Below are 24,071 nucleotides of genomic sequence, written 5' to 3'. Positions count from 1 at the left end.
AATACGGGAAGTGCGGCGGCGGAGCCTGGCAGATCAGCCCACGGGCAGGTCAGGCGCCGCGGCCGACGGCACCCCGGCCTGCTCCCACCGATGGGTGCGGTGGTCGTAGCACAGGCTGTTGTCGATGGCGTCGCGGTCCACAGTCACCGCGGCTGTGACGCGTTCGAGGCGCTCGGGATCCGGTGCGGAGCTCGCCAACAACTTGGTGTAGTCGTGGTGCGGGTCGAGGATCACCGCGTCGGACGGCCCGCGCTCCACGATGCGCCCGCGGTAGAGCACGAGGATCTCGTCGGAGAAGTGCCGCGCGGTGGCCAGGTCGTGAGTGATGTACAGGACGGCGAGCCGGTCCTCCCGCTGGAGGCGACCCATCAGGTTGAGCACCCCGAGGCGGATCGAGACGTCCAGCATGGACACCGGTTCGTCCGCGATGAGTACCTGCGCCCCCGGTGCTAGGGCGCGCGCGATCGCGACGCGCTGCCGCTGGCCGCCGGAGAGCTCGTGCGGGCGGCGCGGCGCGATGGTTTCGGCGGGTGTGAGGTTGACCCGTTCGAGCATCTCCAGCACGCGCTCGTGTGTCTCATCGGCGGTGCGGGTGCGCTGGTGGATGCGCAGCGGACGGGCGATGTGGTGCTCGATCGAGTGGAAGGGGTTGAGGGAGGCGAACGGGTCCTGGAAGACCATCTGCACCTGCCGCCGGTACAGCGACCCGTGCACCGGGGTGCCGTCGTCGAGACGCACCGCAACTGTGCCGGAGGTGGGCTTCTCCATCCGGGTGAGGATCTTGGCGATGGTCGACTTACCCGACCCCGACTCCCCCACGAGGGCGACGGTGCGCCCGGGGATCAGGTCGAAGCTGACGTGGTCGACGGCGCGCAGCCGGGTGCGGCGCAGACCGGTACGGATCCGGTAGTCCTTGACGAGGTTGGTGACGTGGACGAGGGTCATGCTCGCTCCTCGGTGGTGCCGTCGGCCGGGACGGCGGTCTCGTCGACCCCGGACCGAATGAACGCGCCGCGCGCTCCGGACAGGCTCGGGAACGAGCCGAGGAGCTTGCGGGTGTACGGGTGCTGCGCTCGGCGGTACAGCAGGTCGGCCGTGCCGAGTTCGACGATCTCGCCCGCCAGCATGACGGCGATGCGGTCGCTGATCTCCAGCAGCAGCGGCAGGTCGTGCGTGATGAAGATGACGGCGAAGTTCAGCTCGTCGCGCAGCCGCATGATCTCGCTCAGGATCTCGCGTTGGACGACGACGTCCAGAGCCGTGGTGGGCTCGTCCATGATCATGACTTGCGGTTGGAGCAGCATCGCCATCGCGATCATGACTCGTTGGCGCATTCCCCCCGACAGCTCGTGCGGGTAGGAGCCCAGTCGCCGCGGGTCCACCCCGACGCGTCGCAGCACCTCTTCGGATCGCTCGCGCACCTGCGCCCGGGACAGACCGGGGCGGTGGGCCAACAGGGTGTCGCGCAGCTGCGCGCGCACTGTGGTGACGGGGTTGAGGGCGTTCATCGCCCCCTGGAACACCATGGAGAGTTTCTCCCAGCGGAACGCGCGCAGCTCGGTGTCGCTCAGCGCGAGCACGTCGACGTCCTCGCCGCCGCCGTCGTGAAACGTCACGCGGCCGGACGCGATCCGGGCGGGCGGGCGGTGCAGGCGGTTGATCGCGTACGCCAGGGTGGTCTTGCCGCAGCCGGACTCGCCGGCCAATCCGAGAACCTCCCCCCGGTGCAGAGTCAGGCTCGCGTCCCGGACGGCCGTGACCGAGCTGTCCGCCTCGTAGACGACGGTGAGGTTCTCGACCGTCAGGACGGCGTCGGCCCTCGGCCCGCCGGTTGCGGGGGCGTTGTCGTTGATCAGCGTCGTGTTCATCGCGGGGGCACCTCCGAGACGGTCGAGCGGGCGGCCGGGGTGCCCGTGGCACCCCGGCCGCGTCGGGCCAGTTGCCGCTCCATACGCGCGGCCCGCCGCGCTCGCCTGCGGTACAGGCGCAGGTTCTTGAGCTTGGGGTTGATGGTCTCGTCGATCGAGAAGTTCACCAGGGACAGGCCCATGCCGAAGAACGCGATGATCAGGCCCGGCGGCACGAACCACCACCAGGCGCCGAGTGACAGGGCGTACCCGTTCTGCGCGTAGAAGAGCATCGTGCCGAGCGTTGCGGAGTTCGAGGCGCCAAGGCCGATGAAGGCCAGACCGGCCTCGCCGAGGACCGCGGCGATGATCGCGAACACGAACTGGGACGCGAGGACGGGCAGGAGGTTCGGCAGGATCTCCACGGCGATCACCCTCCAGGGTTTCTCGCCGGCGACCTTCGACGCGGCGACGTAGTCGCGGTTTCGTACCGAGAGCGTCTGAGCGCGCAGCACTCGCGCCGAGGCGGCCCAACTCGTCAGGGCGAGCACCACGACGATGGTCCACACGCCACGGCTCTCGCGTGGTACGAAGCCGGAGATCACGATGACCAGGGGCAGACCGGGGATCACGAGGAAGACGTTCGACAGCAGGGAGAATGCCTCGTCGAGGATGCCGCCGCGGTAGGCGCCGTAGATGCCGAAGAACGCCGACAGGACGGTGGCGAGGATGCCGACGAGTACGCCGATCTGCAGTGAGCCGCGGGTGGCGTAGGCGAGTTGGGCGAGGACGTCCTGTCCGGTCTGGGTGGTGCCGAGCAGGAACTGCGCCGACGGCGGTGTGAGCCCCTGGTCCCGGATCTGCTTGGGGTCACCCACGACGTAGACGGCGAGGATTCCGAAGAGCGTGATGCCGACGACCAGCGCGAGTCCGATGGCCAGCCAGGGCGTCATCGAGGGCAGGAGCATCCGCCAGCCCGCTCGGGCGGGTCGGCGGGTCGGGCCGGTCGTCTGGGTGAGCGTGTCGGCGGCGTCCGCTACGGTCGGCACGCTGGCGGGGTTGAGGTTCGTCATCGTGGTGTCCCCCGTCAGTGCCGGGCGCGGGTGCGCGGGTCGATAAGGCCGTAGAGCAGGTCGACGATGAGGTTGGCGCCGAGCACGGCGAGCGTGATGAAGAGGAAGACCCCCTGCATGAGCGCATAGTCGTTGTTCGTCACGGCGCCGAGCAGGCGCCCGCCGATCCCGGGATAGGAGAAGACCTGCTCGGTGATGACCGAGCCGGAGACCACGAACCCGAGGGAGATGGCGAACCCGGCCACGGAGGGAAGGACGGCGTTGCGCGCGGCGTAGGAGCGCCGGATCTTCCTCGGCGACAGGCCCTTGGCCTCCGCGGTCAGCACGTAGTCCTCCGAGAGGGTGGAGACCATCATGTTCCGCATGCCGAGGAGCCACCCGCCGATCGACGCCAGGACGATGGTCAGGGCGGGCAGGATCGCGTACTGGACCGCCGAGAGGATGAACGGCGTGTTCCAGCCGGGGTTGAGCGCGACGTCGTAGCCGCCCTGCAGTGGCAACCAGCCGAGCACCCGGGCCAGCAGGTAGGTGAGGATCAGGGCGAGCCAGAAGTACGGGATGGCGGCCAGCAGCGTTGTGGCCGGGATCAGCGAGTCGAGCCACGTGCCGGGGCGCCACCCCACGATCGCGCCGAGCAGCACCCCGAGCAGCGCGGCGAGAACGGTGGCGACCCCGACGAGCACCACGGTCCAGGGCAGCGACGTCAGGATCACATCGGAGACCTTGGCCGGGTAGTAGCTCACCGAGACCCCAAGGTCGCCGTGTGCGAGGTTCTTGAGGTAGTTGACGTACTGGCTCCACAGGGAACCCGTGTCGTCGCCCCCGAGGAGGAGCGTGTACGCCTTGCGCGTCTCCGGGCTGACCGTCCCGCCCCGCTGTTGGAGCTTTGCCAGCAGGATGTCGACGGGATTGCCGGGCAGGAGGCGCGGGATGGCGAAGTTGAGGGTCAGGGCGGCCCAGAGGGCCACCGCGTAGAAACCCAGCTTGCGAAGGAAGTAACTCACAGCAGCGCTCTCTCCTCGGGGGCGGCGTCTGGGGCGGTCAGCTCTGGGGCTTGAGCCGCTTGAAGATCTCCGCGGCGTCGAGGGATGACCACACCGCGGGGAAGGCGTACAGATCCTGGTCCGAGGGCCAGCCGCTGAACTTCGCGGTGCTCCACACGCTCGTCGTCCCACCGGTCAGGATCGGGACGTACGGCATGTCCCGCACGACCGCCTGCTGGATGGTGTCGAAGTACGGCTGCCGGGCCGCCTTGTCGGTGAGTGGGAGCGCGGCCAGCTTGTCGAGCGCCGCGTCGATCTCCGGGTTGTTGTAGCGGGAGAAGTTGTTTCCGGCGGGCTTACCCACCTTGGCTCCGGTGTTGGAGTCGAAGAAGTAGGTGTAGAGGTAGAACGGGTCTGGCGCGGGGCCCTGCCCGAGCGAGTCGATGGCCAACTGGAAGTTGCCGGATCCCTTCTTCTCCGTCCACTCGTTCCAAGAGGACTGGGCGGCTTGCAGGTCGATCCCGGCGGCCTTGGCCTGCGAGGCCATCGTGTCGATCGCGGTGATGTAGTCAGTCCAGCCGGTGACCACCTCGACCGTCAGGGACAGCCGCTTGCCGCCCTTGGCGTAGATGCCGTCGGCGCCCTTGGCCCAGCCGGCCTGCTCCAGGCTCTGCGCGGTCTTCTGCGGTTCGGCGGCCATGGACGCCACCTTCTCCGGGAGGGCGGCGGAGGCGAACTGGTCCTGGCTGGGGGTGAGTGTGAAGGCGGGCGAGATCGCGCTGGCGGTGTCCTGGAATGCCAGTTTGTTGAGCTGCGTGCGGTTGAGGGCGGAGTAGAGGGCGTGCCGGACGGCAGGGTCGGTCTGCGGGCCCTTGCAGCCCATCTGCACGCTGGAGCAGGTGGCGAGCACCATCTGGTTCTGCCACTGGGTGTACGCGTCGTACTTCGGGAAGTTCTTCTTGGTGTTCTTGATGTCGGGGATCGGTCCGGTGAACCAGTCCACAGTGCCGGCGGCGATGCCGTCGGCACCGGCCTGGTTGCCGGACAGCGCGACGAAGCGAATCTTCTTGACCTTCGGTTCTCCGCCCCAGTACTTGGGGTTCGAGGCGTAGGTGAAAGCCTGCGGCTTGAACTCGCTGATCAGGTAGGCGCCGGTGCCGACGGGCTTCTCGACGACGTCCTCGGTGGGGCTGATGGTCTTCCACAGGTGCTCGGGAACGATCGGCACGGTGCCGAGCACGTCGGGGCCCTTGACGAAGGCCGGCGCCTTGAACGTGAAGGTGACGTGGGTGTCGTCCACCGCGGTGGCGGCGCCGTCGAAGCCGATGTTGTTGATGGCCGCGTTGTTCTTCAACAGGCCGAAGGTGAACGCGACGTCCTTCGCGGTGAAGGGCTGACCGTCGCTCCACGTCACCCCGTCGCGCAGGGTCACCGAGAGGACGGTTCCGTCCTTGTTCCATGACTGCTCCGTGCCGAGCAGCGGCACGAGGTCGGACACCTTGGCCTTGTTGACGAAGAACAGCGTCTCGTAGGTTGCGCCGAGACCCCCGATCCGGGACGGCGAGAACGGGTTGAAGTTGATCTGGTAGTCGCCCGACTGACCCGTGTAGGCCACGAGCGTGGCCTCCGAGCTGGTGGACGAGGTCGCGCCGGAGCAGCTGGTCAGCACGAGACCGAGCGCGGCTGCGCCCGCAAGCGCCGCAGCGCGGCGCGGTATGCCGGTGAGAAGAGACATCGTGGTCCTTTCACGCGCGGGGGCGATGCTCGCCCGCCATGGCCCAGGAAGGGCATGGCATGTATTCTTAAGCGACTAAATTTACTCAGTCAATGCGTGGGGCGAATCGATCTCGCTAAGTTTCGGATCTGTTACACGCACAGTGGACCCTCAGCTGGGGCGACCTCACCCTCGGCCCTAAGCCGGACAGCCACCTCACCGAAGGTTCGCTTCTTTGATCAAATGGACTCTGAGCAGCTGTTACGACGGGATCAGCACCGTCGTTCACCCACTGTGGACCAGGACGCCTGCCATGCTGTCGACGTCCAGACCGACCACCTGATCATCACCAGCTCCGCCGAGGCCGGCGCGTTCGTCGCCGCCAGTGCAGTGATTTAGTTGATTGACTAAACATATAAGCCGGGGCGATCATGAAGCTTCAGCTCCAGGACGGGTCGAGGAGGCCTCGCGGCATGCTCCGCAACGACGATGGCCGCGTCACCACGGCTGGCCGGATGCTCGATCTCCTGCGCACGCGCGGCACGCTCAGCCGAGTTGAACTCGCCGAGCTCTCCGGCCTCACGCAGGCCAGGATCACGCACGTGGTTCGCCGCCTGATCGACGGTGGCCTCGTGCACGAGGTCGGCCGTGAGCAGCAGGGCCGGGGCCAGCCCCGACGTCTGCTGGAGCTGGACGCCGATGCCTGGTACGCCGTCGGAGTTCAGGTCGACCGCACCACGACGACCATCGTCGTCATCAACTTCGCCGGTCAGCGGGTCGCGACCGCCCGCCTTCGCGGCACCGGGGCCAGTGGGCCGGGCGCAGCCGTCTCCACACTGGCCGGTCACGTCGACGGCCTGTTACACGGCACCGGCGTGCCGCGTGAGCGGGTCATCGGCGTCGGCCTGGTCACCCACGGGCCTCAGGACCGCGAGCGCGGCATGCTCCTCATGGCCCACCCAACGCCCGACTGGCTCCAGTACCCCCTGACATCAACACTGTCGGATCGGCTCGGCCTGCCCGTGCTTCTGGAGAACGACGCGACGGCGGCGGCCACCGGCGAACAGTGGTCCGGCACGGTGCCGACCGACACGTTCGGACTCATCTACCTCAGCGCCGGCCTGGGCGGCGGCATCGTCGCGGACGGCAACGCCTACCGCGGTCGCGCCTCGAACGCCGGCGAAATCGGGCACGTGGGGCTCATGGGTGCCAGCGCTCCCTGCGTCTGCGGCAATCGGGGCTGCGCCGAAGCCGAGGCGGGCCCACGCACCGTCGTCGCTCAGGTGCTCGCCCATCCCACTCTCGCCAAGCGCCTCGGCATCACGGCCCACGAGGAGGACACCCTCGCCGACTTCGAGTGCGTCGTACGCGCATGGCAGGCCGGCGACCAGGACGCCACCACGATCCTGCAGCAATCCGCCAGGTGGATCGGCCGCACCGCGGTGACCATGGTGAATCTCTTCGATCTCGACACGGTCGTGCTGGCCGGACCAGCCCTCATCAGCGCCGGCCCGCTCTACCAGCAGTTCGTCGAGGCGGAACTGACCCGCTATGCGCTCGGCCGGGCGCTCAGCCGGCCTCGTGTCCTGTTGTCGGCCAGCGTGGACACCGCCGCCGCCATCGGTGGCGCCCTGCACGTCCTGCGCAGCGTCGCAGTGGAGCACATAGCGAGGACACCCGCCTGACGCGATTCCATCTTCCCCGCCCAGTTCCGCTCGACGACGAGAACCAGGAGAGAGATGTCGTCCTCACGCACCCCCGCACCGCACGCCGTCTGGACAGTACTGCGCCGCGACGGCGTCGCCATCGTCCTCGCCCATCCCGCCACCGGCCTGCCCACCGTCCTGCACTGGGGCACCGACCTCGGCCCGCTGGACACCGGTGACCTCGAGGCCCTGGACCGCGCCACCAGCCGTCAGACCGCACCCGGCACGCTGGACGCCGCCTGGCGCCTACCGATCGTGCCCGAGGAGGCGAACGGCTGGTCCGGCCGCCCGGGTCTGCTCGCCACCCGCGACGGCCGCCCCCTCTACCCGCGCTGGACGTCCCAGGTCGAGCACGAGGACCCCGCGAGCGTGCACGTCACCGCGACCGACGCCACCGCCGGCCTGACCCTACGAATCCACGTGGAACTCGGCGCCGGCGGCCTCGCGCTGCTGCACCACGAGCTGATCAACGACGGTGCCGGAATCGTGGAGGTGGAATGGCTGGAGGCGACGCTCCCGGTACCGAAGGCCGCCGACCACCTCACCGCCTTCTCCGGGCGATGGACTCGGGAGAAGGCACCGCTCACCACACCCATGCCCCGGGGAACGACCACGCGCGAGTCACGCCGCGGCCGGGGCGGGCACGACGCCCCTTGGGCGACGCTCGCCTCGATCGGGGCACCGCGAAACCGCATCGGTGACGTGTGGGCGGTCCACCTCGGTTGGAGCGCCGACGTCCGCCACCGGACCGACCGGGTCACGGAGCACGCCACGCTGCTCGGCGCCGGCGAACTGCTACGCCGCGGGGAGACACGTCTGGCGCCAGGCGAGTCATACCGCACTCCCACGACGTACTTCGCGTGGTCCGCCGCAGGTCTCGACGGTGTGGCGGACCGCTTCCACACCTGGGCCCGATCGCGGCCTCAACACCCCCGCACGCCCCGACCGCTCGTGCTCAACACGTGGGAGGCGGTCTACTTCCAGCACGACCCCGCGCGCCTGGAGCAGCTCGCGCGCCGGGCCGCCGACGTGGGCGTGGAGCGCTTCGTGCTCGACGACGGCTGGTTCCTCGGCCGTCGGGACGACACCTCAGGTCTGGGCGACTGGCAGGTCGACCCGGCGGTGTGGCCGCAGGGACTCGAACCCTTGGCGGACCTGGTTCACGCACTCGGCATGCAGTTCGGGCTGTGGTTCGAGCCCGAGATGGTCAACCTCGACTCGGAGTTGGCCCGCGCGCACCCCGACTGGCTGCTCGCCAACCCGGAGTCGATCCCATCGCCCACGGGGCTGTCCTTCCGCACCCAGTACGTGCTCGACCTGGCCCACCCCGACGCGTGGGAGCAGGTGCGGGCGAACATGTCCGCGCTGATCGGCCGGCTCGGCATCGACTTCATCAAGTGGGACCACAATCGAGACCTGATCGAAGCGGTGCACGACGGGACACCCGGCACGCACGCGCAGACACTCGCCGCGTACCGGCTGATCGAGCGTCTCAAGGCCAACCACCCGGGCCTCGAAATCGAGTCGTGCTCCTCGGGCGGTGCCCGCTCCGACCTCGGCATCCTTCAGTACACCGACCGGGTGTGGGCGTCCGACTCCAACGACCCCGTCGAGCGGCAGGACATCCAACGCTGGACGGAACTCCTGCTGCCGCCGGAGCTCATCGGCGCTCACGTGGGCCCCTCGCCCACGCACTCGTCGGGCCGCGCCACCGCGCTGTCCTACCGCATGGCCACCGCCCTGCAAGGCTCGGCAGGGTTCGAGTGGGACATCCTGGGCTGCGCCGAGGAGGAGGTCGACGCGATCGTCGCGTTCGCCGGCCTCTACAAGGAACTCCGGGAGCTGCTGCACACCGGCACCGTGGTGCACCCGGACGTACTCGACCCGGCGCTGCGGGTGCGCGGCGTGGTTGCCCCCGACCGCAGCGAGGCCGTGTTCACCGTGTGCACTGTCAGCTCGTTCGAGGAGGCGTTGGTCGAGCGGCTGCGGCTGGACGGTCTGGATCCGGAGCGCCGATACTCGGTGCGTCTGCGGGACGAAATCGGCGCGGCGCGTTGGGGATGGACCACCCCGGCGTGGGTGGGCAAGGCTCCTCTCGTTGTTCCGGGCCGGGTACTCACCGAGGTCGGCCTGCAGCTGCCCACCCTCTGGCCGGTCCAAGCGCTCGTCCTGCACCTGACCGCCCTGTAATGACCGAAGCGGCGATGCGGTTGGTGGTGCGCTGCCGCGTTGCCGTGCCGGTCAATTCCCTTGCCGGGATTGTGGGACCTTGGAGGATGACAGATGTTGGACGAATCGAGGACGCTCGCGAACAGGGTGGCCTGGGAGACCGCGTCCCAGAAGCACGTACGCGAGTACGACGACCTGTTGGCCCAGGCGGCGACCGGGGAATCGCTCATCGATGTCGAGCGGACCCTGCTGCGTGATGTCCTGTCCCGCGCCCCTGAGGTGATTCACCTGCAGAGCGGCAACGGCCTGGACGACCCCGCGCTCGTGTATGCCGGGGCCACGTCTGTCATCGGCGTCGACTACAGCGAGGTAGCCGTGACGGCGGCGCAGCGGCGAGCCGACGATCTCGGTGTCGCGTGCCGATACGTCGCTGCCACAGTGCCGCACGTGCCACTGCCCGACTCCAGCGCAGACCTGGTCTACACCGGAAAGGGCGCGCTGATCTGGCTGCCCGACCTGGACGCATGGGCTCACGAAGTCGTCAGACTGCTGCGGCCGGCCGGGCACCTGTTCGTCTACGAGGCGCACCCTGCGGTAACGCTCTGGACGTGGGACGCCGACCACCCCCGGATCCGCACCGACCGCAGCTACTTCGCCACCAGCCACGTCAACGACACCTTCCCCGGCAACGGCGCGGTCGAATGGCAATGGAACCTCGGTCAGATCGTCACCGCGCTAGCGAGAGCCGGCATGGAGATCCTGCAGGTCGGCGAGTACGCCGAGCCGTTCTGGCGCATGGGCGGCGTCACCGCCGCCGCGTGGGACGGCCGGCTGCCGAACTCCTTCTCGCTTCTTGCTCGCCGCCGCTGAACGTCACGGCCTCAACGACGACGAGCGTCGCTGGTCCTCATGCCCGCTGGCCTCGCACTCATGGTGGGGCAGAGGTCAAGGGCTCAGCCTTCCAGGTAGGCGAGGACCGCCAGGATGCGGCGGTTGTCGTCCTCGGAGGGCTTGAGGCCGAGCTTGGTGAAGATGTTGTTGCTGTGTTTGCTGACGGTTTTCTCGGTGACGAACATCCGGGCGGCGATCGCGGCGTTCGAGCGGCCCTCGGCCATCAGGGTGAGGACCTCATGCTCGCGTGGGCTCAGCTCCAGGAGCTTGGGGTCGGTGGAGCGGTGGGTGAGTAGCGCACTCACCACGTCGGGATCCATAACGGTGCTGCCGGTAGCGACCTGCCGGACACTGGCGACGAATTGGTCGACGTCCGTAACCCGGTCCTTCAACAGGTAGCCCACCGCGCCGGCGCGATCTGACATCAGCTCCCTGGCGTAGATCTGCTCGACATACTGCGATAGCACCATGATGGGCAGCCCTGGAATCTGGCGGCGGGCCTCGATCGCGCAACGCAGCCCCTCGTCGGTGAAGGTCGGCGGCAGTCGCACGTCGATGATGGCGACGTCGGGGCGGTGCGTCGTCAGCGACCGGATCAACGCGGGGCCGTTGTCAACGGCTTCCACGACCTCGAATGCATTGGCCCGCAGGATCCTGATCAGGCCTTCGCGGAGCAGGGCGAGGTCCTCGGCTATCACGATACGCACGGCAGCGACATCCTCACCTCGGTAGGTCCGCCCGGCGGGCTGTCAACGGTCAGCGTGCCGTCGAAGGCCGCCAGGCGACGGACGATGCCACGCAGGCCCGTGCCGGAATCGATCGAAGCACCCCCACGGCCGTCGTCGGACACCAGCATCGTCAGTTCTCCGGCAGCGCCGCCCCGGTGGGGTGCGAACTCCACGCTGATCCGGATCTGCTGGGCCTGGGCGTGCTTGACGGCGTTCGACAATGCCTCGGCGACGGCGAAGTATGCCGCGGACTCGATCGGGGCCGGCAGCCGTCCGGGTAGGCGGGTCACCACCGTGGTCGGGATCGGATTGACCAGGGCCAATGCCTTGAGTGCGCCGTCCAGGCCACGGTCGGCCAGTACCGGCGGGTGGATGCCTCGTACCAGGTCGCGCAGCTCGGTCAGGGCGCTGGAGGTCGACTCGCGGGCCTCGGCCAGCAACTGCTGGACGGCCTGCGGATCTTTGGGCAGTAACTGTTCGGCCAGGCCCAGGCTCATACCCAGCGACACCAGCCGGGCCTGCGCGCCGTCGTGCAGGTCGCGTTCGATTCGGCGCAGTTCACCGGCCTGAGTGTCGACGGTCTCAGCTCGTGAGGTCGCCAACTGTTGGACGCGGGCCCGCAGGCGCGCCTGTTCGGTGGGGCCGAGCAGAGCACGGATCACCCGAGCGTTGAGGTTCGCGAGGCGCACCGCAGTGACGTACCAGAGCAGTAGGAAAACCGGACCGAGCGGTACCAGCCAGAACGACTGCGCGACGCTGTGCAGCCGGAAGCCCTCCCCCATCGGTGTGCGGAATACTTGAGGAGGCGTCAGCTGATAGATGAGCGGATAGACCAGGTATACGACTCCGGAGACAAAGAAGAGCAGGGACAGTCCGCAACTCAACCAAATGGTGATCGAGTTGACCGCCAACCAGATCCAGTCCCGCCACGCCGCCGGATCGCGCAGGATCGTCCAAAGCCGAACCGGCCACCCGGCGTCCGGCGTCGGCTGATAGGGCTGGGCGGGCACCGGTTCGCCGAGCCGGTCGGCGGCCCACTGGCGATGCAGGTCGGCAAACCAGCGCACCAGTACGGTCGCGAGCAGGGTCAGTGGGATTCCGGCGCCAAGCGCGGCGATCGATATCGAGGTGATCCAGAAGGTGGCCAGCACGGCACCTAGGACCGCGCCCGGCAGCAGCACCAGCGACCAGCCCAGCAGGCTCATCCGTTGGGCCAGCGCGGAGCGCGGAATCCGACCGCTGCGAGCGACGCGAGCCGGCCCGGAGCCCTCCCGCGAAGGCGAGGAGCCGCCGGACAGGGCGGTTCCGCTGTTATCGGTCATCTCACTCCATCATTGCGCATCGTGCCGAACCGCCGGGCTGGTGATTCATATCGGCCGGCGATCCGCACTTCCCCACGGTCGGTGTCCTGCACGTCGCGGGGGATCCAGCGACGTGGTGTCCGTCCGTGGTCCACGGAGGCTCGCATCGCCGATCGACGGCTCCATCGATCGACACCCGCACACACGCTACCCATCGCGTAAGCAGCTCCGGCCCGCTCCCCGAATCTCGACCACCACCTCGCCGTCATCGGGATCCGGACCGTGTGGCTTGTCTCGCTCGCCTACGGCGCTGCCCCGGTCACCGGCAGCTGTGCCACAACGAATCCCCAGTCGGCCGGACACCCCGTACTCGCTCTACCGGTGACCACACGCGGTGAGGCGTCTCCGCAGACTGGTTGACCGAGAACGCCGGGGCGGCACCGGTCAACCAGGCTCGCCGGTCCTGTCAGCCGTCGACCCGATGCCCTTTACTTGACGGTGACGGTCATCTGTTCGATCTCTTTGAGCACCAGGGCGGGCTTGTCCTGGGGAACGTCGTGCGAGCTTCCCTCGGCAACGACGAGCGTGTGGTCGGGCCCCGCCTTGGTAAACGCCGCTGCCGCGTCGCGCCAGGCCTGAGCGTCCTGCGGAGAACCATCGAAGGGCGTCTTGTCCGACAAGACATAGATGACGGGAACACCGTCGGGCCAGGAGACCTTGTGGTACGCCTGGTGCGTGGGACCGAAGTTGTCGGCCGTGGCGATGAGCTGGCGGTTCGCCTTCGTCGACGGCGCGTTCTTGAGCTCTTCGATCTGCGGCGCGGTTAGCGCGACGAGGCGTTGGGTCTGGGTGTCGGTGAAGAATTGCGGCACGTTGGCATCGATGAGCACCGCCCCGGAGACAACGCCGGGGTTCGCGAGGACGAAGTAGTGGGCCACCTCTCCTGCCTGCGAATGGCCCACCAGGACCACGTTCCCGGTGACGCCGAGTTCACGCAGACCGGCCTGCAGGTCGGAGGCGGCGGCCTTGGGGTCCCATGGGCCCTTTACCTCCTCGCTGGCGCCCATACCGGCCCGGTCGTAGGTGATGATCCGCGATCCGGTGGCCTGCGACAGCTGCGGCACCAGGGCAGCCCAGTACGAGGAGTCCTCGCCACCGCCGGCGTCCAGCACGATGGTGGGAGAACCTCCGGGCGTGACGTGGAAGGCAAGCTGATGCCCGTTGTTGGCGATCATATGCAAGCCCGCTGCGGGGGGCGCACTTGCCGGGCCGGCCGCGCTTGTCGAGGTCGAGGGAACCGCGGCTACCGAACTGGCCGCGGGCGCGGCCTTCGGCGCCGCCGAGTCATCACACCCGGCGACTGCCGCTATCACGGCGACGGGAAGGACGATGGCCACGGCGGCCCGATGAAACCGGGAGATCTTCTGCGTAGTCATGGAAATGAGCTTCCACGGTTTCTAGATCTTGCTCGATCCTGCTACCTCCCAGTCGCGTTGGGAGTTACCCCTACCCTCGCCACGGGCAAAGTCGCCGGTAAGAGCCACGGCAAGGTCGTTGTCACCCTCGCTTGAGCGCTGGTGGAGCGGCGCACGTTCCCACGGCAGCGGTCAGCGCGCCGGCCAGGAGTCCATGGCCAGTTCCGCGGTATCGGTGAGCTCCGCCGCCGTGGCACCATCCCGGGCGCGCTGGGACATGCCGTGCATGACGGCCGTGAAAAACGCGGCAAGCTTGCGGGGGTCGGCTGTCGCCGGGAGTTCGCCCTCTTGCCGGGCGGTTGTCAGGCGCTTCTCGAAGGTGCCGACGCTGGCGTTGCGCAGGTCGCGCATGTAGGTGGCGACATCGGTGTCGGCCGCGGCCGCGCTGCAGAGCAGGTTTCCGGCCGGCGTCTCGGGGTCGGTGTACATCGCCGCCGCGTCGAGCAGGATGCGGCGGAAAGCATCGAAGGCCGTTGGCTCCCTGTGCATGGCGGCCCAGATCAATTCGCCGGCCGGGGAGCGGCCGTACGCCTCGATGACCTCGTTGAACAGAGACCTCTTGTCGCCGAACGCCGCATAGAGGCTGCCGGGCCGGATGCCCATCGCCTGGGTCAGGTCGTTGATCGAGGTCCCCTCGTACCCGTTCTCCCAGAACAGGCGGGTGGCGGCCGCCAGTGCCGCCGCCCGGTCGAAGGTCAGCGGCCGGCCTCGCCGTACCTCTGGTGTGTCCATGAACCCATTCTAGAGCGATCGCTCAAAATCGGAGCGGAGACTTGTTGGCAGATCACTCAAGAAAGAGCTACGGTTTTTTTTGAGCGATCATTCAACAAGGAGGGGCCATGTCAGGAGCACTGCGGAACAAAGTGGCCGTCGTCACCGGCGGCAGCCACGGGATCGGCCGGGCGACCGTCGAGCGGTTCGCCCGTGACGGGGCGACAGTCGCTCTTGGCTACGGCCACGACGAGGTGGCGGCCCACGACACGGTGGAGAGCATCCGCAAGGACGGCGGACGTGCCTTCGCCGTGCACACCGAGCTGGGCACACCCGGCGACGCGGCCCGCTTCTGGGAGGCCTTCGACAATGCGGGCCGGGAGTTCGTGCCTGACGGCAAGATCGACATCCTCGTCCACAACGCCGCCAAGGGAAGCTTCGCCCGGCTGGCCGATCTCCCCGAGGACGAGTTCGACCAGGTGATGGCCGTGAACGTGAAGGCACCGTTCTTCATCACGAAGCTGGCGCTGCCGCGACTGCGCGACGGCGGCCGGATCATCAACGTCTCCAGCACCGCGGCCAGAGTCGGAAGCCCGGATCTGCTGGCCTACGGCGTCAGCAAGGCGGCGCTGAACTGGTTCAGCTACGACATGGCGCTGGATCTGGGCCCCCACGGGATCACCGTCAACTCGGTGTCACCCGGCATCGTCATGACCCGGAACAGCCAACACCTCATCGACAATCCGGAACTCGCGGCACAGCAGGCAGCGCGCGTCGCACTCGGCCGACTCGGCGAGACGGACGACGTGGCCAGCATCATCGCCTTCCTCGCCTCCGACGAGGGGGGCTGGGTGACCGGTCAGGTCATCGACGCTTCGGGCGGCACCGCGCTCTGAGGACGAGAACTTCACCCCAGAGAGCTCCACAAGTGCCGGCACTGCCGGTTGTCCAGGCACCGCGACCCGATGGCGGCTGCCACCATCGCCGCCGTTGCGCGGCGGACTCACCACTTCGACAGCCGTCGTCGAGGTGATCACGCTGCGTCGGGACTGGCCAGCACCCTTGCGGTGCCGGCCGGTCTCGAGATGATCCCAACCCCCACGCGCCCCGAGGATCAGGTGGCCCATGGAGGCTCGCCCCACCGCCCGGAGGGGAGTCGCTCGCGCACAGGGCGCAGACCCACGACGGCCACCGGGCACGCGGTGGACATTCGTGGACACCGCACTAGCGGACGCGAAGCCCGGCGACGAGGAGGTGGACCAGGCGGCGGGCGTCGTAACGGGGATCGCTGCCCGCGCCGATGCAGAGATTGCCGACACCGCGCAGCAGCCCGTAGGCGTCCACGTCGGGACGAATCTCGGAGGCGGCGACGGCAACGTCGAGGAGCTGGCCGCAGACCGGGACGAGCCGGTCGAGAAAGTAGGCGTGCAGGGTCTGGAAGGCGGCGTCGTCGGACTGTAGCGCTGCGGCCAGACCGTGCTTGGTGACCAGGAAGTCGACGAACAGGTCGATCCACTCGGCCAGGGCGGCGTGCGGCGTGGCGCTGCCGGCCAGTAGGGCCGGTCCCGCCTCGGCGCACGCCTCGATCTGGTGCCGGTAGACGGCGACGATCAGGTCGGCCCGGGTGGGGAAATGGCGGTAGATCGTCCCCACACCGACGCCCGCCCTGACAGCGATGTTCCGCACGGGTACGTCGACGCCGGAGGCGACGAACGCCGCGGCGGCAGCGTCGAGCAGGGCCTTCTCATTGCGCCGGGCGTCGGCCCGCTTACGCGGCACCAGCTGCCCCGAGCCGCTGTCGATGTCCGGCACGCTGCGTTACCTCCATCACTCCACTTGGCAACCGGAACGTCGTTCCGTATCGTTCTTACCGGAACGGCGCTCCGCTTGCTCAGCATAATGAACCCTGCGGGCCGCCGCCAAACCGTGGAGCGCCGGACGTCTGAAGGAGAAACAACCATGCAGTACCGCACCTTGGGTCGCACCGGTGTGCAGGTCAGCACCCTCGCACTTGGCGCAATGAACTTCGGCAAGATCGGCAACACCACCCAGGAGGACGCCACCGCCATCGTCGACGGCGCGCTCGAGGCGGGAATCAACCTCATCGACACCGCCGACGCCTACAGCGGCGGCCAGTCCGAGGAGATGGTCGGCAAGGCCATCGCCGGTCGCCGCGACGACGTCGTCCTGGCCACCAAGGCGACCCTGCCCATGGGCGACGAACGCAACCAGCGGGGCAGCTCCCGCCGCTGGCTGGTCACCGCGCTGGAAAACAGCCTGCGCCGCCTCGGCGTCGACCACGTCGACCTCTACCAGGTGCACCGGTGGGATCCGACCACCAGCGACGACGAGACGCTGTCGGCGCTGACGGACCTGCAGCGCACGGGCAAGATCCGCTACTTCGGCTCCTCAACCTTCCCCGCCTACCGCATCGTGCAGGCGCAGTGGGCCGCCCGCGAGGGCCGTCTGAGCCGTTACGTGACCGAGCAACCGAACTACTCGATCCTGCAGCGCGGCATCGAGACCCACGTGCTGCCCACGACGCAGGAATACGGCATGGGCGTGCTGGCCTGGAGCCCGCTGGCGTCGGGCTGGCTGTCCGGGGCGATCCGCGCCGGACACGACATCAGCACGAACCGCTCAGGCTTCATGCAGCAACGCTTCGACGTCAGCATCCCCGCCAACCGCGCCAAGCTCGACGCCGTCGAGCAACTCGCCACAGTTGCCGACCAGGCTGGCCTCAGCATGATCCAGATCGCGCTCGGCTTCGTCACCGCGCACCCGGGCGTGACCAGCGCGATCATCGGCCCCCGCACGATGAACCACCTCAGCTCGCAGCTCGCCGCCGCGGACACGGTGCTCACGGCCGACGTGCTAAACGCGATCGACACGATCGTGGCTCCCGGCGTCGACCTCGCCGCCCACGAGAAGAACGACACCCCGCCCGCTCTGCTCGACCCGGCCCTGCGCCGCCGCTGATCACTCGGCACGTCAGTGACCAGCCAGACCTTCCAGGCTCGCGCCGAAAGCAGGAAGATCCGATGCCAAGCAATCCCTCGCCCAGTTTCGGGCTCATGACCGCCCCGATGCAGGTCGACTACCAGGACATCCTGCGGGTGTGGCAGGAAGCGGACGCCATCGCCGAAATCGAGCACGCATGGCTGTTCGACCACCTCATGCCCATCGGCGGAGACCCGGCCGGACCGGCGTACGAAGGCTGGACCCTGCTCTCCGCCCTCGCCGCGCAGACCGAGCGGCTGCGCCTGGGCGTGATGGTGACCAGCAACCGCTTCCGGCCTCCCGCGATGCTCGCCAAGATCGCCACGGTCGTCGACATCGTCTCCGGCGGGCGCCTCGACTTCGGCATCGGCGTCGGGTCGCGGCCCGATCATCCCCTTGCGCGACGGGAGTACGCCGCACACGGCCTGCCCTTCGCCGACACCGCCGACGCCGTGGGCAGCCTCGCCGAGGCGCTCACGGTCATCCGGCGGCTCTGGACCGGCAAGGAGCCGTTCGACTTCCACGGCACGTACGTCGACCTCACCGGAGCGTTTGCCAGCCCCAAACCCGTGCAGCGCCCGCACCCACCGATCGTGATCGGTGGCCGCTCCGCCGCCACGTTGCGGGTGGTCGCCGAGCACGCGGACATCTGGAACATCGCCAGCGGCGACGTCGACGACGCCGTCAGCCGCGGCGCCCTGCTGGAGCGCTACTGCGCCGCGATCGGCCGTGACCCGGCGTCAATCACCCGCTCGATCAACCTGTCCGTCTCCTACGACCAGCCCCGGCGCACCCGGGACGCCATCGACAGGGCGATCGGCGCCGGCATCGGGCACATCGTGCTCACGCTGCCGTCGCCCTATCCCGCTGGTGTCGCGCGTTGGGTCGCCGATGAGCTCATCGCCCCGTCGACCGCATAGCCCCTGGCGGGTCGCTCCGTCTGATCCTCCAATCCCCCGAACCCACCTGACGCGGCAGGTGGGGTCGTCGCGTGACGAGGCCGCCGGCGATACGACGCCGGATCGAGTGCAGCGGCTGCTCAAGGGGTTCGCCTGGGGGGTCGCGCTGGACGTGATCGAGTGCAAGTGCGTGTCGTCACGGAATTCCCGCTCGCCGGTCGATGGCCGGTAGAACCTGGGTACCAACGGCGGGCTGAAAGAGCCGACCGCGGTACCACGATGGGGACTGTGCCCGGACCTAGCGTGGTGAGCATGATTGAGGTACGCGAAGTAACCAAGCGGTACGGCGCGAAGACGGTCGTCGACCATCTGTCGTTCACTGCGAAGCCCGGACAGGTCACCGGCTTCCTCGGCCCCAACGGCGCCGGCAAGTCGACGACCATGCGGATGATCGTTGGCCTCGATTCGCCGAACTCGGGTGACGTGCTGGTCAACGGCAAGCCCTACGCCTCGTCGAAGGCACCGCTGCACGAGATCGGCGTATTGCTAGAAGCCAAGGCCGTACATCCCGGCCGCTCGGCGGTCAGCCACCTACTGGCCCTGGCTCGCACGAACGGCATTCCGCGCTCCCGCGTTGACCAAGTGCTCGACCTGGTCGGTCTCTCGGCCGTCGCCCACAAGCGGGTCGGCGCCTTCTCCCTCGGTATGGGCCAGCGGCTCGGCATCGCCGCCGCCCTGCTCGGTGACCCGGCCGTGGTGATGCTCGACGAACCGGTCAACGGCCTCGACCCCGAGGGTGTCCTCTGGGTACGTAACCTGCTCACCGGCCTGGCCGCCGAGGGCCGCACCGTGATGCTCTCGTCGCACCTGATGAGCGAGGTCTCGCTGATCGCAGACCACCTGGTCATCATTGGCCGGGGCAGACTGCTCGCCGACACCACCGTGGCCGATCTCGTGACCGCCGAGGGCGTCCGGGTCGTCACTCCCGCCCCCGACGCGCTGCGCACGACGATTGCCGGCCCGGGCATCACTGTCACCTCGACCGGCGCCGAGGAACTGCTCGTCGCCGGCACCACCGCCCGCAAGATCGGGCTGGCCGCGGCCGCCCGCGGCATTCCACTGTTCGAACTCACCCCGCAGAACGCCTCGCTGGAAGAGGCATTCATGGACCTGACCCGCACCGCAGTCGAATACGAGGCCGCCCGATGAAGATCACTCCTGGTGGCGTCGTCGCCGCCGAATGGACCAAATTCTCCTCACTGCGCTCCACCTGGATCACCACCGGCATCTCGGTCTTCCTCCTGATCGCCTTCGGCATGATCGCTTCGGCGTCCTTCTCGGGCGACGGCATGACTTCGATCGACCTGGCTTTGTCCGGCAGCGTCCTGGCCGCCTTGTCCGTCGGCGTGCTCGGCGCACTGCTGGGCGCCGGTGAATACACCACCGGCATGATCCGGGCGACCCTGACCGCAGTGCCACGCCGGTTGCCGGTGCTCTGGTCGAAAAGCCTCGTGGCGGGGTCGGCCGCCTTCGTCACAATGACCGCTGGCGCCTTCGCCGCTTTCGCAGCAGGATCGGCCGTACTCAACGACAAGATCAGCGGCCTGGGTCTCGGCGACGACGGCGTGCTGCGGGCACTGTTCGGCGCCGGCCTCTACCTCGGCCTGGTCGCGGTGCTCGGCGTCGCGCTCGGCGTGCTCGTCCGCTCCAGCGCCGGAGCCATCGCGATCCTGGCCGGTCTGCTGCTGATCGTGCCCGGTCTGGCCGCGCTGCTGCCAGACTCGATCGCCGAGACCGTCACCCCGTACCTGCCCAGCAACGCCGGCAGCGCCGTGATGGCACTGACCCACGGGGAGGGCACCCTGGCCCCGTGGGCCGGCCTCGCCGTCTTCGCCGGGTACGTGGCCGTGACGCTCGCCGCCGCCGCCTATCGGCTCAAGAAGACCGACGCGTAAGGGAGACTCGGGCGATGAGCACGCAGGGTTGGCTCGTCGACCGGCAGGCACGCCTGCGGGCCTTCGACGGGCGCCACCCATGGGTCATGGACACTCTGGTAGCCGTTCCGATCGTGCTCTTCAGCATCCCGAACATCATCGAGAAACCCCTGTCGGCGACCATCGCGACCCTGGTGCTGCTGCCACCGCTGTACTGGCGGCGGCGGTACCCGTTCCCGGCGTTCCTGGCCACCGCGGCGATCGACCTGCTCCTGGGCGGGCTGGGCGCCGGCGTCGGCGCCGGGGTGATCGTGCTGGTGATGCTCTTCGGGGTGGCCTCCCGAGGTAAGTGGTCGTCGCTGGCCTGGGCCGCCGGGATCACAGTGGCCCAATTGCTCGCTGGGATCTACCTGTTCGGGCAGGTCACCGAGAACCGCACCCTCACGTCGTTGCTGGCTCTCGGGGCGACAGTGGCGACGATCGCGTCCGGCGTCGCGGTGCGCACTCGCCGGGCGTACCTCATCGCCCTGGAAGACCGGGCTGCCCGCCTCGAGATCGAACGGGATCAGCAGGCCCGCCTGGCCGTCGCTGAGGAGCGGGCCCGGGTGGCCCGCGAGATGCACGACATCGTCGGCCACCACGTATCGGTGATCGTCGGCCTCGCCGACGGCAGCGCCGCTCTCGCCAGATCGCGGCAGGAGCAGAGCACCGAACCGCTCCGGCTGATCGGCGAGACCGGCCGCCAGGCGCTCGCGGAGCTGCGCCGGGTGCTGAGCGTGCTGCGCGGGGAGGACACCGATCCGCAGCTGAGGCCGCAGCCCGGCATCGACGATCTCGACCGACTGCTGCCCAGCGTGCGGGCGGCCGGGCTGCCAGTCACCTACTCCACCTCGGGTGAACTGCACACCCTCGGCAAGGGGCTGCAGCTCGCGGTCTACCGCATCGTCCAGGAAGCGCTCACCAACACCCTCAAACACGCCGGACGGGGCGCGACCGCTGACGTGCGTCTCAGCGTCTGCGACGGCGAGGTACGGGTCCACGTACGCGACAACGGCCGTGGCGCCCCCGCCGCCCCGAGCCATGGCCTGCTCGGTATGCGTGAACGTTCGGCCATGTACGGCGGGGTGGTGACCGCCGGTCCGGCCGGGAACGGCTGGGTCGTCGATGTCGTCCTCAAGGAGCCCACATGACAACGGTGCTGATCGCCGACGACCAGCCGCTGCAACGCATGGGTTTCACGATGCTGCTCGACGGCACCCCCGGCATCACCGTTGTGGGTGAGGCCGCCACCGGCGCCGAGGCGGTGCGGAAAGTCGATCAGACCCGGCCCGATGTGGTCCTGATGGACGTGCGCATGCCCGGCATGGACGGCATCGAGGCCACCCGCCGCATAACCGCGGCTGGATCGCGCACCCGCGTGCTGATCCTGACCACATTCGACCTGGACGAATACGTCTATGCCGGGCTGCGGGCCGGAGCGAGCGGTTTCCTGCTCAAGGACGCACGCCCGGAGGAGCTGATTGCGGCAATCCGCGCCGTGGCCGGTGGCGACTCGGTGGTGGCTCCCAGCCTGACCCGCAAGCTGATGGACGCCTACCTTCAGGAGCCGGTGCCGACCACACCTAGGGACCCCCGCCTGGACACGCTGAGCGAGCGGGAGCGCGAGGTCCTCGAGGCGATCGGCCAAGGCGCCACCAACACCGAGATCGCCGAACGCTTCACGCTCACCGAATCGACCGTGAAGAAGCACGTCGGACGGGTCCTGTTCAAGATCGGTGCCCGCGACCGGATCCAGGCGGTGATCTTCGCGTACGACAACGGCCTGGTCCACCCTCGCTGACGGGTGGCAGGGCAGGGGACGGCCCCACGCCGCCGGAGGTCTGCAGGCGGCTGATGTACGTGACGCCGGCCAGCACGCCGCTGCCGGAGTGGCTGCTGACAGTGAGCACAAACTCGGGGCGAAGCCCGCCCGAGCACGTGCTATGCAGTGGCGTCGTCCTTCCGGGCCGGCCCGAAGAGAGTCATGACGAGCGCCACGATGCTGAAGAAGCCGGATCCCAAGGCCAGCAGAAGCGAGGGCACGAAGGCATCTGGCGGTGGCACCCAGCCACCGAGCACCCAGGGCAGCGTGACAAGGACGACGACCGCTGCCGTGGTGGCGACTTCATTGACAACAAATGCGGTCGATATGGCCGAGCTGCCGCGAGCGACTGTGCGGTAGGTCGTGTCGGCAGTTGAGGCAACCAACACGATCGAGAGCGCGATGAAGGTAAGAGCACCCCAGATCGGCTCCAGACCGGCGAGCGTGAGGGACACGATGAGCGGCAGGGCCGAGACCAAAAAGATCCACCGCACTCCCGAGCGCATGTAGCGGTCGGCGGCAGCTGCCCCGCGGCGGGTCTTGTGCAGGTCGGAGTCGAGGTAGAAGAAGACTCCGACGAGAAGCGTGCCGACAAGCGCGCCAGAAACTTCTGCCATAGTCAAGAAGAACTCGTCGCTGATTGCTCGCATTGCGACCGACTCCCCTTCAGCATGGAGGATTTCCGAACGGCAGTCTCTCTATCACCATACGTCCGAGCGAGGAGGGCGTGCACGCATTCGCAGTCTCGGCATTTTGAGGTGCCAAGTCCATAGGTTCAGCCGCGATTTATCCGACGCACGAAAGGCACCGTCAGCACACTTGAGCGCGTTTCGCATTTGTGTCAGTCGGCTGTGTTGACGGTGCGGCGCTGTTGGCGCGGGTTGGCCTCGGATGAGAGCGCAGCACGCCGCCGAGAGAGGCCATCGGAAACATGGCCTCTGATGTGCCGAGGTAGGTCTCGTAGGCATCGGCCAGGCGGCGGTGGGCGGATACAGGTGGACCTGAAACGCCAGGCGAGGTGAGAACGGCCAGGGGCTTCTCGACGACCCAGCGGCGGCTTTCTGCCGGCGTGGTAGCCGCCGATCCGATGGCATGCCTGACAGTCGTGATCGATTCCGTTCGGTCAGCCGCGAAGGTAGGTGAGAACGGCCGACACCCGGCGGTCCGAGTGCGGGTCGAGCGGGAGCTTGGCGAAGATGTTGCCGATGTGCTTGCGCACCGCGGCCTCGCTGACGAACAGTTTGCCGGCAATCGCGTGGTTGGTGTGGCCTTCGGCCATGAGCGCCAGCACCTCCCGTTCGCGTTCGGTGAGGCTGGCGAGCGGACCGTCGGTGTGCCGGCGGACGACGAGCTGGCGGACGACCTCGGCGTCGATGACCGTGCCGCCCGCGGCGACACGGTCGACGCTGTCGAGGAAGTCGCGTACGTGGCCGACCCGGTCCTTGAGCAGATAGCCGATGCCGCCGCCGGGGGCAGAGTCGAGCAGCTCGCCGACGTAGGCGTCGGCGACATAGGCGGACAGCAGCAGGATCGCGATGCCGGGATGGGCGGCTCGGATGGTGGCCGCCGCGCGCAGGCCCTCGTCGGTGTGGGTGGGTGGCATGCGAATGTCGGTGACGACGAGGTCGGGGCGGCAGTTGGCCGCGTACGTGAGCAGGGCCTGCGCGTCTGCGACGGCCGCGACGATGTCGTGGCCGGCGCGTTCGAGGATTCGCACCAACCCTTCGCGGAGCAGGGCCGCGTCCTCGGCGACCACGATGCGCAGTGCCTTCGGCTGCG

The 24,071-nt window shown here is 68.5% G+C and carries 23 protein-coding genes; 11 read left to right on the top strand and 12 right to left on the bottom strand.

Annotated features, from left to right (window positions below; translation table 11 throughout):
- Positions 1–33 precede the first annotated feature (33 nt).
- The 5 genes from ABZ406_RS27565 to ABZ406_RS27545 are packed head-to-tail and all read right to left on the bottom strand — an operon-like array spanning position 34 to position 5,638.
- Positions 34–945, bottom strand: coding sequence for an ATP-binding cassette domain-containing protein (locus ABZ406_RS27565; protein WP_357767534.1), 912 nt, complete (start codon positions 943–945; stop codon positions 34–36).
- Complete coding sequence (locus tag ABZ406_RS27560; protein ID WP_357767531.1) at positions 942–1,868, bottom strand: ABC transporter ATP-binding protein; 927 nt, start codon at positions 1,866–1,868, stop codon at positions 942–944. Before ABZ406_RS27560 ends, ABZ406_RS27565 begins: the two co-directional genes overlap by 4 nt.
- Complete coding sequence (locus ABZ406_RS27555) at positions 1,865–2,920, bottom strand: ABC transporter permease (protein WP_357767528.1); 1,056 nt, start codon at positions 2,918–2,920, stop codon at positions 1,865–1,867. Before ABZ406_RS27555 ends, ABZ406_RS27560 begins: the two co-directional genes overlap by 4 nt.
- A 14-nt stretch (positions 2,921–2,934) precedes the next feature.
- Positions 2,935–3,924, bottom strand: coding sequence for an ABC transporter permease (locus tag ABZ406_RS27550; protein ID WP_357767525.1), 990 nt, complete (start codon positions 3,922–3,924; stop codon positions 2,935–2,937).
- A 37-nt stretch (positions 3,925–3,961) separates the two neighbouring features.
- On the bottom strand, positions 3,962–5,638 hold the full coding sequence (locus ABZ406_RS27545; RefSeq protein WP_357767522.1) for an ABC transporter substrate-binding protein: 1,677 nt from the start codon (positions 5,636–5,638) through the stop codon (positions 3,962–3,964).
- A gap of 222 nt (positions 5,639–5,860) precedes the next feature.
- Between ABZ406_RS27545 and ABZ406_RS27540 the strand changes: the two genes are divergently transcribed.
- The 4 genes from ABZ406_RS27540 to ABZ406_RS27525 all read left to right on the top strand — a co-directional run bounded on the left by ABZ406_RS27540 (position 5,861) and on the right by ABZ406_RS27525 (position 10,362).
- Positions 5,861–6,016 (top strand): hypothetical protein, encoded by a 156-nt coding sequence (locus tag ABZ406_RS27540; RefSeq protein WP_357767519.1) that lies wholly within the window; start codon positions 5,861–5,863, stop codon positions 6,014–6,016.
- A 74-nt stretch (positions 6,017–6,090) separates the two neighbouring features.
- Positions 6,091–7,302, top strand: a complete 1,212-nt coding sequence (locus ABZ406_RS27535) for an ROK family transcriptional regulator (protein ID WP_357767517.1) — start codon at positions 6,091–6,093, stop codon at positions 7,300–7,302.
- Between the two features lie 54 nt (positions 7,303–7,356).
- Positions 7,357–9,513: an alpha-galactosidase gene (locus tag ABZ406_RS27530; protein ID WP_357767514.1), complete on the top strand. Its 2,157-nt coding sequence runs from the start codon at positions 7,357–7,359 to the stop codon at positions 9,511–9,513.
- 93 nt (positions 9,514–9,606) lie between these two features.
- Positions 9,607–10,362, top strand: a complete 756-nt coding sequence (locus ABZ406_RS27525) for a class I SAM-dependent methyltransferase (RefSeq protein WP_357767511.1) — start codon at positions 9,607–9,609, stop codon at positions 10,360–10,362.
- A gap of 83 nt (positions 10,363–10,445) precedes the next feature.
- Here the strand turns inward: ABZ406_RS27525 and ABZ406_RS27520 are convergent, their stop codons facing one another.
- The 4 genes from ABZ406_RS27520 to ABZ406_RS27505 form a co-directional block, all read right to left on the bottom strand.
- Complete coding sequence (locus ABZ406_RS27520; RefSeq protein ID WP_357767508.1) at positions 10,446–11,090, bottom strand: response regulator transcription factor; 645 nt, start codon at positions 11,088–11,090, stop codon at positions 10,446–10,448.
- The gene (locus ABZ406_RS27515; RefSeq protein WP_357767505.1) at positions 11,078–12,316 is read right to left on the bottom strand and encodes a sensor histidine kinase; all 1,239 of its coding nucleotides are present in this window, start codon (positions 12,314–12,316) and stop codon (positions 11,078–11,080) included. Before ABZ406_RS27515 ends, ABZ406_RS27520 begins: the two co-directional genes overlap by 13 nt.
- A gap of 584 nt (positions 12,317–12,900) precedes the next feature.
- Positions 12,901–13,848: an alpha/beta hydrolase gene (locus tag ABZ406_RS27510; RefSeq protein ID WP_357767502.1), complete on the bottom strand. Its 948-nt coding sequence runs from the start codon at positions 13,846–13,848 to the stop codon at positions 12,901–12,903.
- 171 nt (positions 13,849–14,019) lie between these two features.
- Positions 14,020–14,619, bottom strand: coding sequence for a TetR/AcrR family transcriptional regulator (locus ABZ406_RS27505; RefSeq protein WP_357767499.1), 600 nt, complete (start codon positions 14,617–14,619; stop codon positions 14,020–14,022).
- Positions 14,620–14,726: 107 nt separating this feature from the next.
- Here ABZ406_RS27505 and ABZ406_RS27500 point away from each other — a divergent pair, with 107 nt between their 5' ends.
- On the top strand, positions 14,727–15,494 hold the full coding sequence (locus ABZ406_RS27500; protein ID WP_357767496.1) for an SDR family oxidoreductase: 768 nt from the start codon (positions 14,727–14,729) through the stop codon (positions 15,492–15,494).
- A gap of 328 nt (positions 15,495–15,822) precedes the next feature.
- Here the strand turns inward: ABZ406_RS27500 and ABZ406_RS27495 are convergent, their stop codons facing one another.
- On the bottom strand, positions 15,823–16,401 hold the full coding sequence (locus ABZ406_RS27495) for a TetR/AcrR family transcriptional regulator (protein WP_357767562.1): 579 nt from the start codon (positions 16,399–16,401) through the stop codon (positions 15,823–15,825).
- Positions 16,402–16,557: 156 nt separating this feature from the next.
- On the opposite strand from ABZ406_RS27495, the gene ABZ406_RS27490 reads away from it, so the two are divergent.
- The 6 genes from ABZ406_RS27490 to ABZ406_RS27465 all read left to right on the top strand — a co-directional run bounded on the left by ABZ406_RS27490 (position 16,558) and on the right by ABZ406_RS27465 (position 22,271).
- Positions 16,558–17,577, top strand: coding sequence for an aldo/keto reductase (locus ABZ406_RS27490; protein ID WP_357767559.1), 1,020 nt, complete (start codon positions 16,558–16,560; stop codon positions 17,575–17,577).
- A gap of 62 nt (positions 17,578–17,639) precedes the next feature.
- Positions 17,640–18,518: an LLM class flavin-dependent oxidoreductase gene (locus tag ABZ406_RS27485; RefSeq protein WP_357767493.1), complete on the top strand. Its 879-nt coding sequence runs from the start codon at positions 17,640–17,642 to the stop codon at positions 18,516–18,518.
- Between the two features lie 291 nt (positions 18,519–18,809).
- Positions 18,810–19,706, top strand: coding sequence for an ABC transporter ATP-binding protein (locus tag ABZ406_RS27480; protein WP_357767490.1), 897 nt, complete (start codon positions 18,810–18,812; stop codon positions 19,704–19,706).
- Positions 19,703–20,452: an ABC transporter permease gene (locus tag ABZ406_RS27475; RefSeq protein ID WP_357767487.1), complete on the top strand. Its 750-nt coding sequence runs from the start codon at positions 19,703–19,705 to the stop codon at positions 20,450–20,452. Before ABZ406_RS27480 ends, ABZ406_RS27475 begins: the two co-directional genes overlap by 4 nt.
- 14 nt (positions 20,453–20,466) lie before the next feature.
- On the top strand, positions 20,467–21,621 hold the full coding sequence (locus ABZ406_RS27470) for a histidine kinase (protein ID WP_357767484.1): 1,155 nt from the start codon (positions 20,467–20,469) through the stop codon (positions 21,619–21,621).
- Positions 21,618–22,271, top strand: coding sequence for a response regulator transcription factor (locus ABZ406_RS27465; protein ID WP_357767481.1), 654 nt, complete (start codon positions 21,618–21,620; stop codon positions 22,269–22,271). The genes ABZ406_RS27470 and ABZ406_RS27465 overlap by 4 nt, the downstream gene beginning before the upstream one ends.
- 140 nt (positions 22,272–22,411) lie before the next feature.
- On the opposite strand, the gene ABZ406_RS27460 is transcribed toward ABZ406_RS27465, so the two are convergent.
- Positions 22,412–22,942 carry a hypothetical protein gene (locus ABZ406_RS27460; protein WP_357767479.1) on the bottom strand — a complete coding sequence of 177 codons (531 nt, stop codon included), beginning with the start codon at positions 22,940–22,942 and terminating at the stop codon, positions 22,412–22,414.
- Between the two features lie 473 nt (positions 22,943–23,415).
- Positions 23,416–24,057, bottom strand: coding sequence for a response regulator transcription factor (locus tag ABZ406_RS27455; protein WP_357767556.1), 642 nt, complete (start codon positions 24,055–24,057; stop codon positions 23,416–23,418).
- Positions 24,058–24,071: the final 14 nt, after the last annotated feature.

Origin of the sequence: Micromonospora sp. NPDC005710 (genome assembly GCF_040630995.1) — a bacterium.
Classification (GTDB): Bacteria; Actinomycetota; Actinomycetes; order Mycobacteriales; family Micromonosporaceae; genus Micromonospora.
This window is presented reverse-complemented; position numbering and strand designations above follow the sequence as displayed.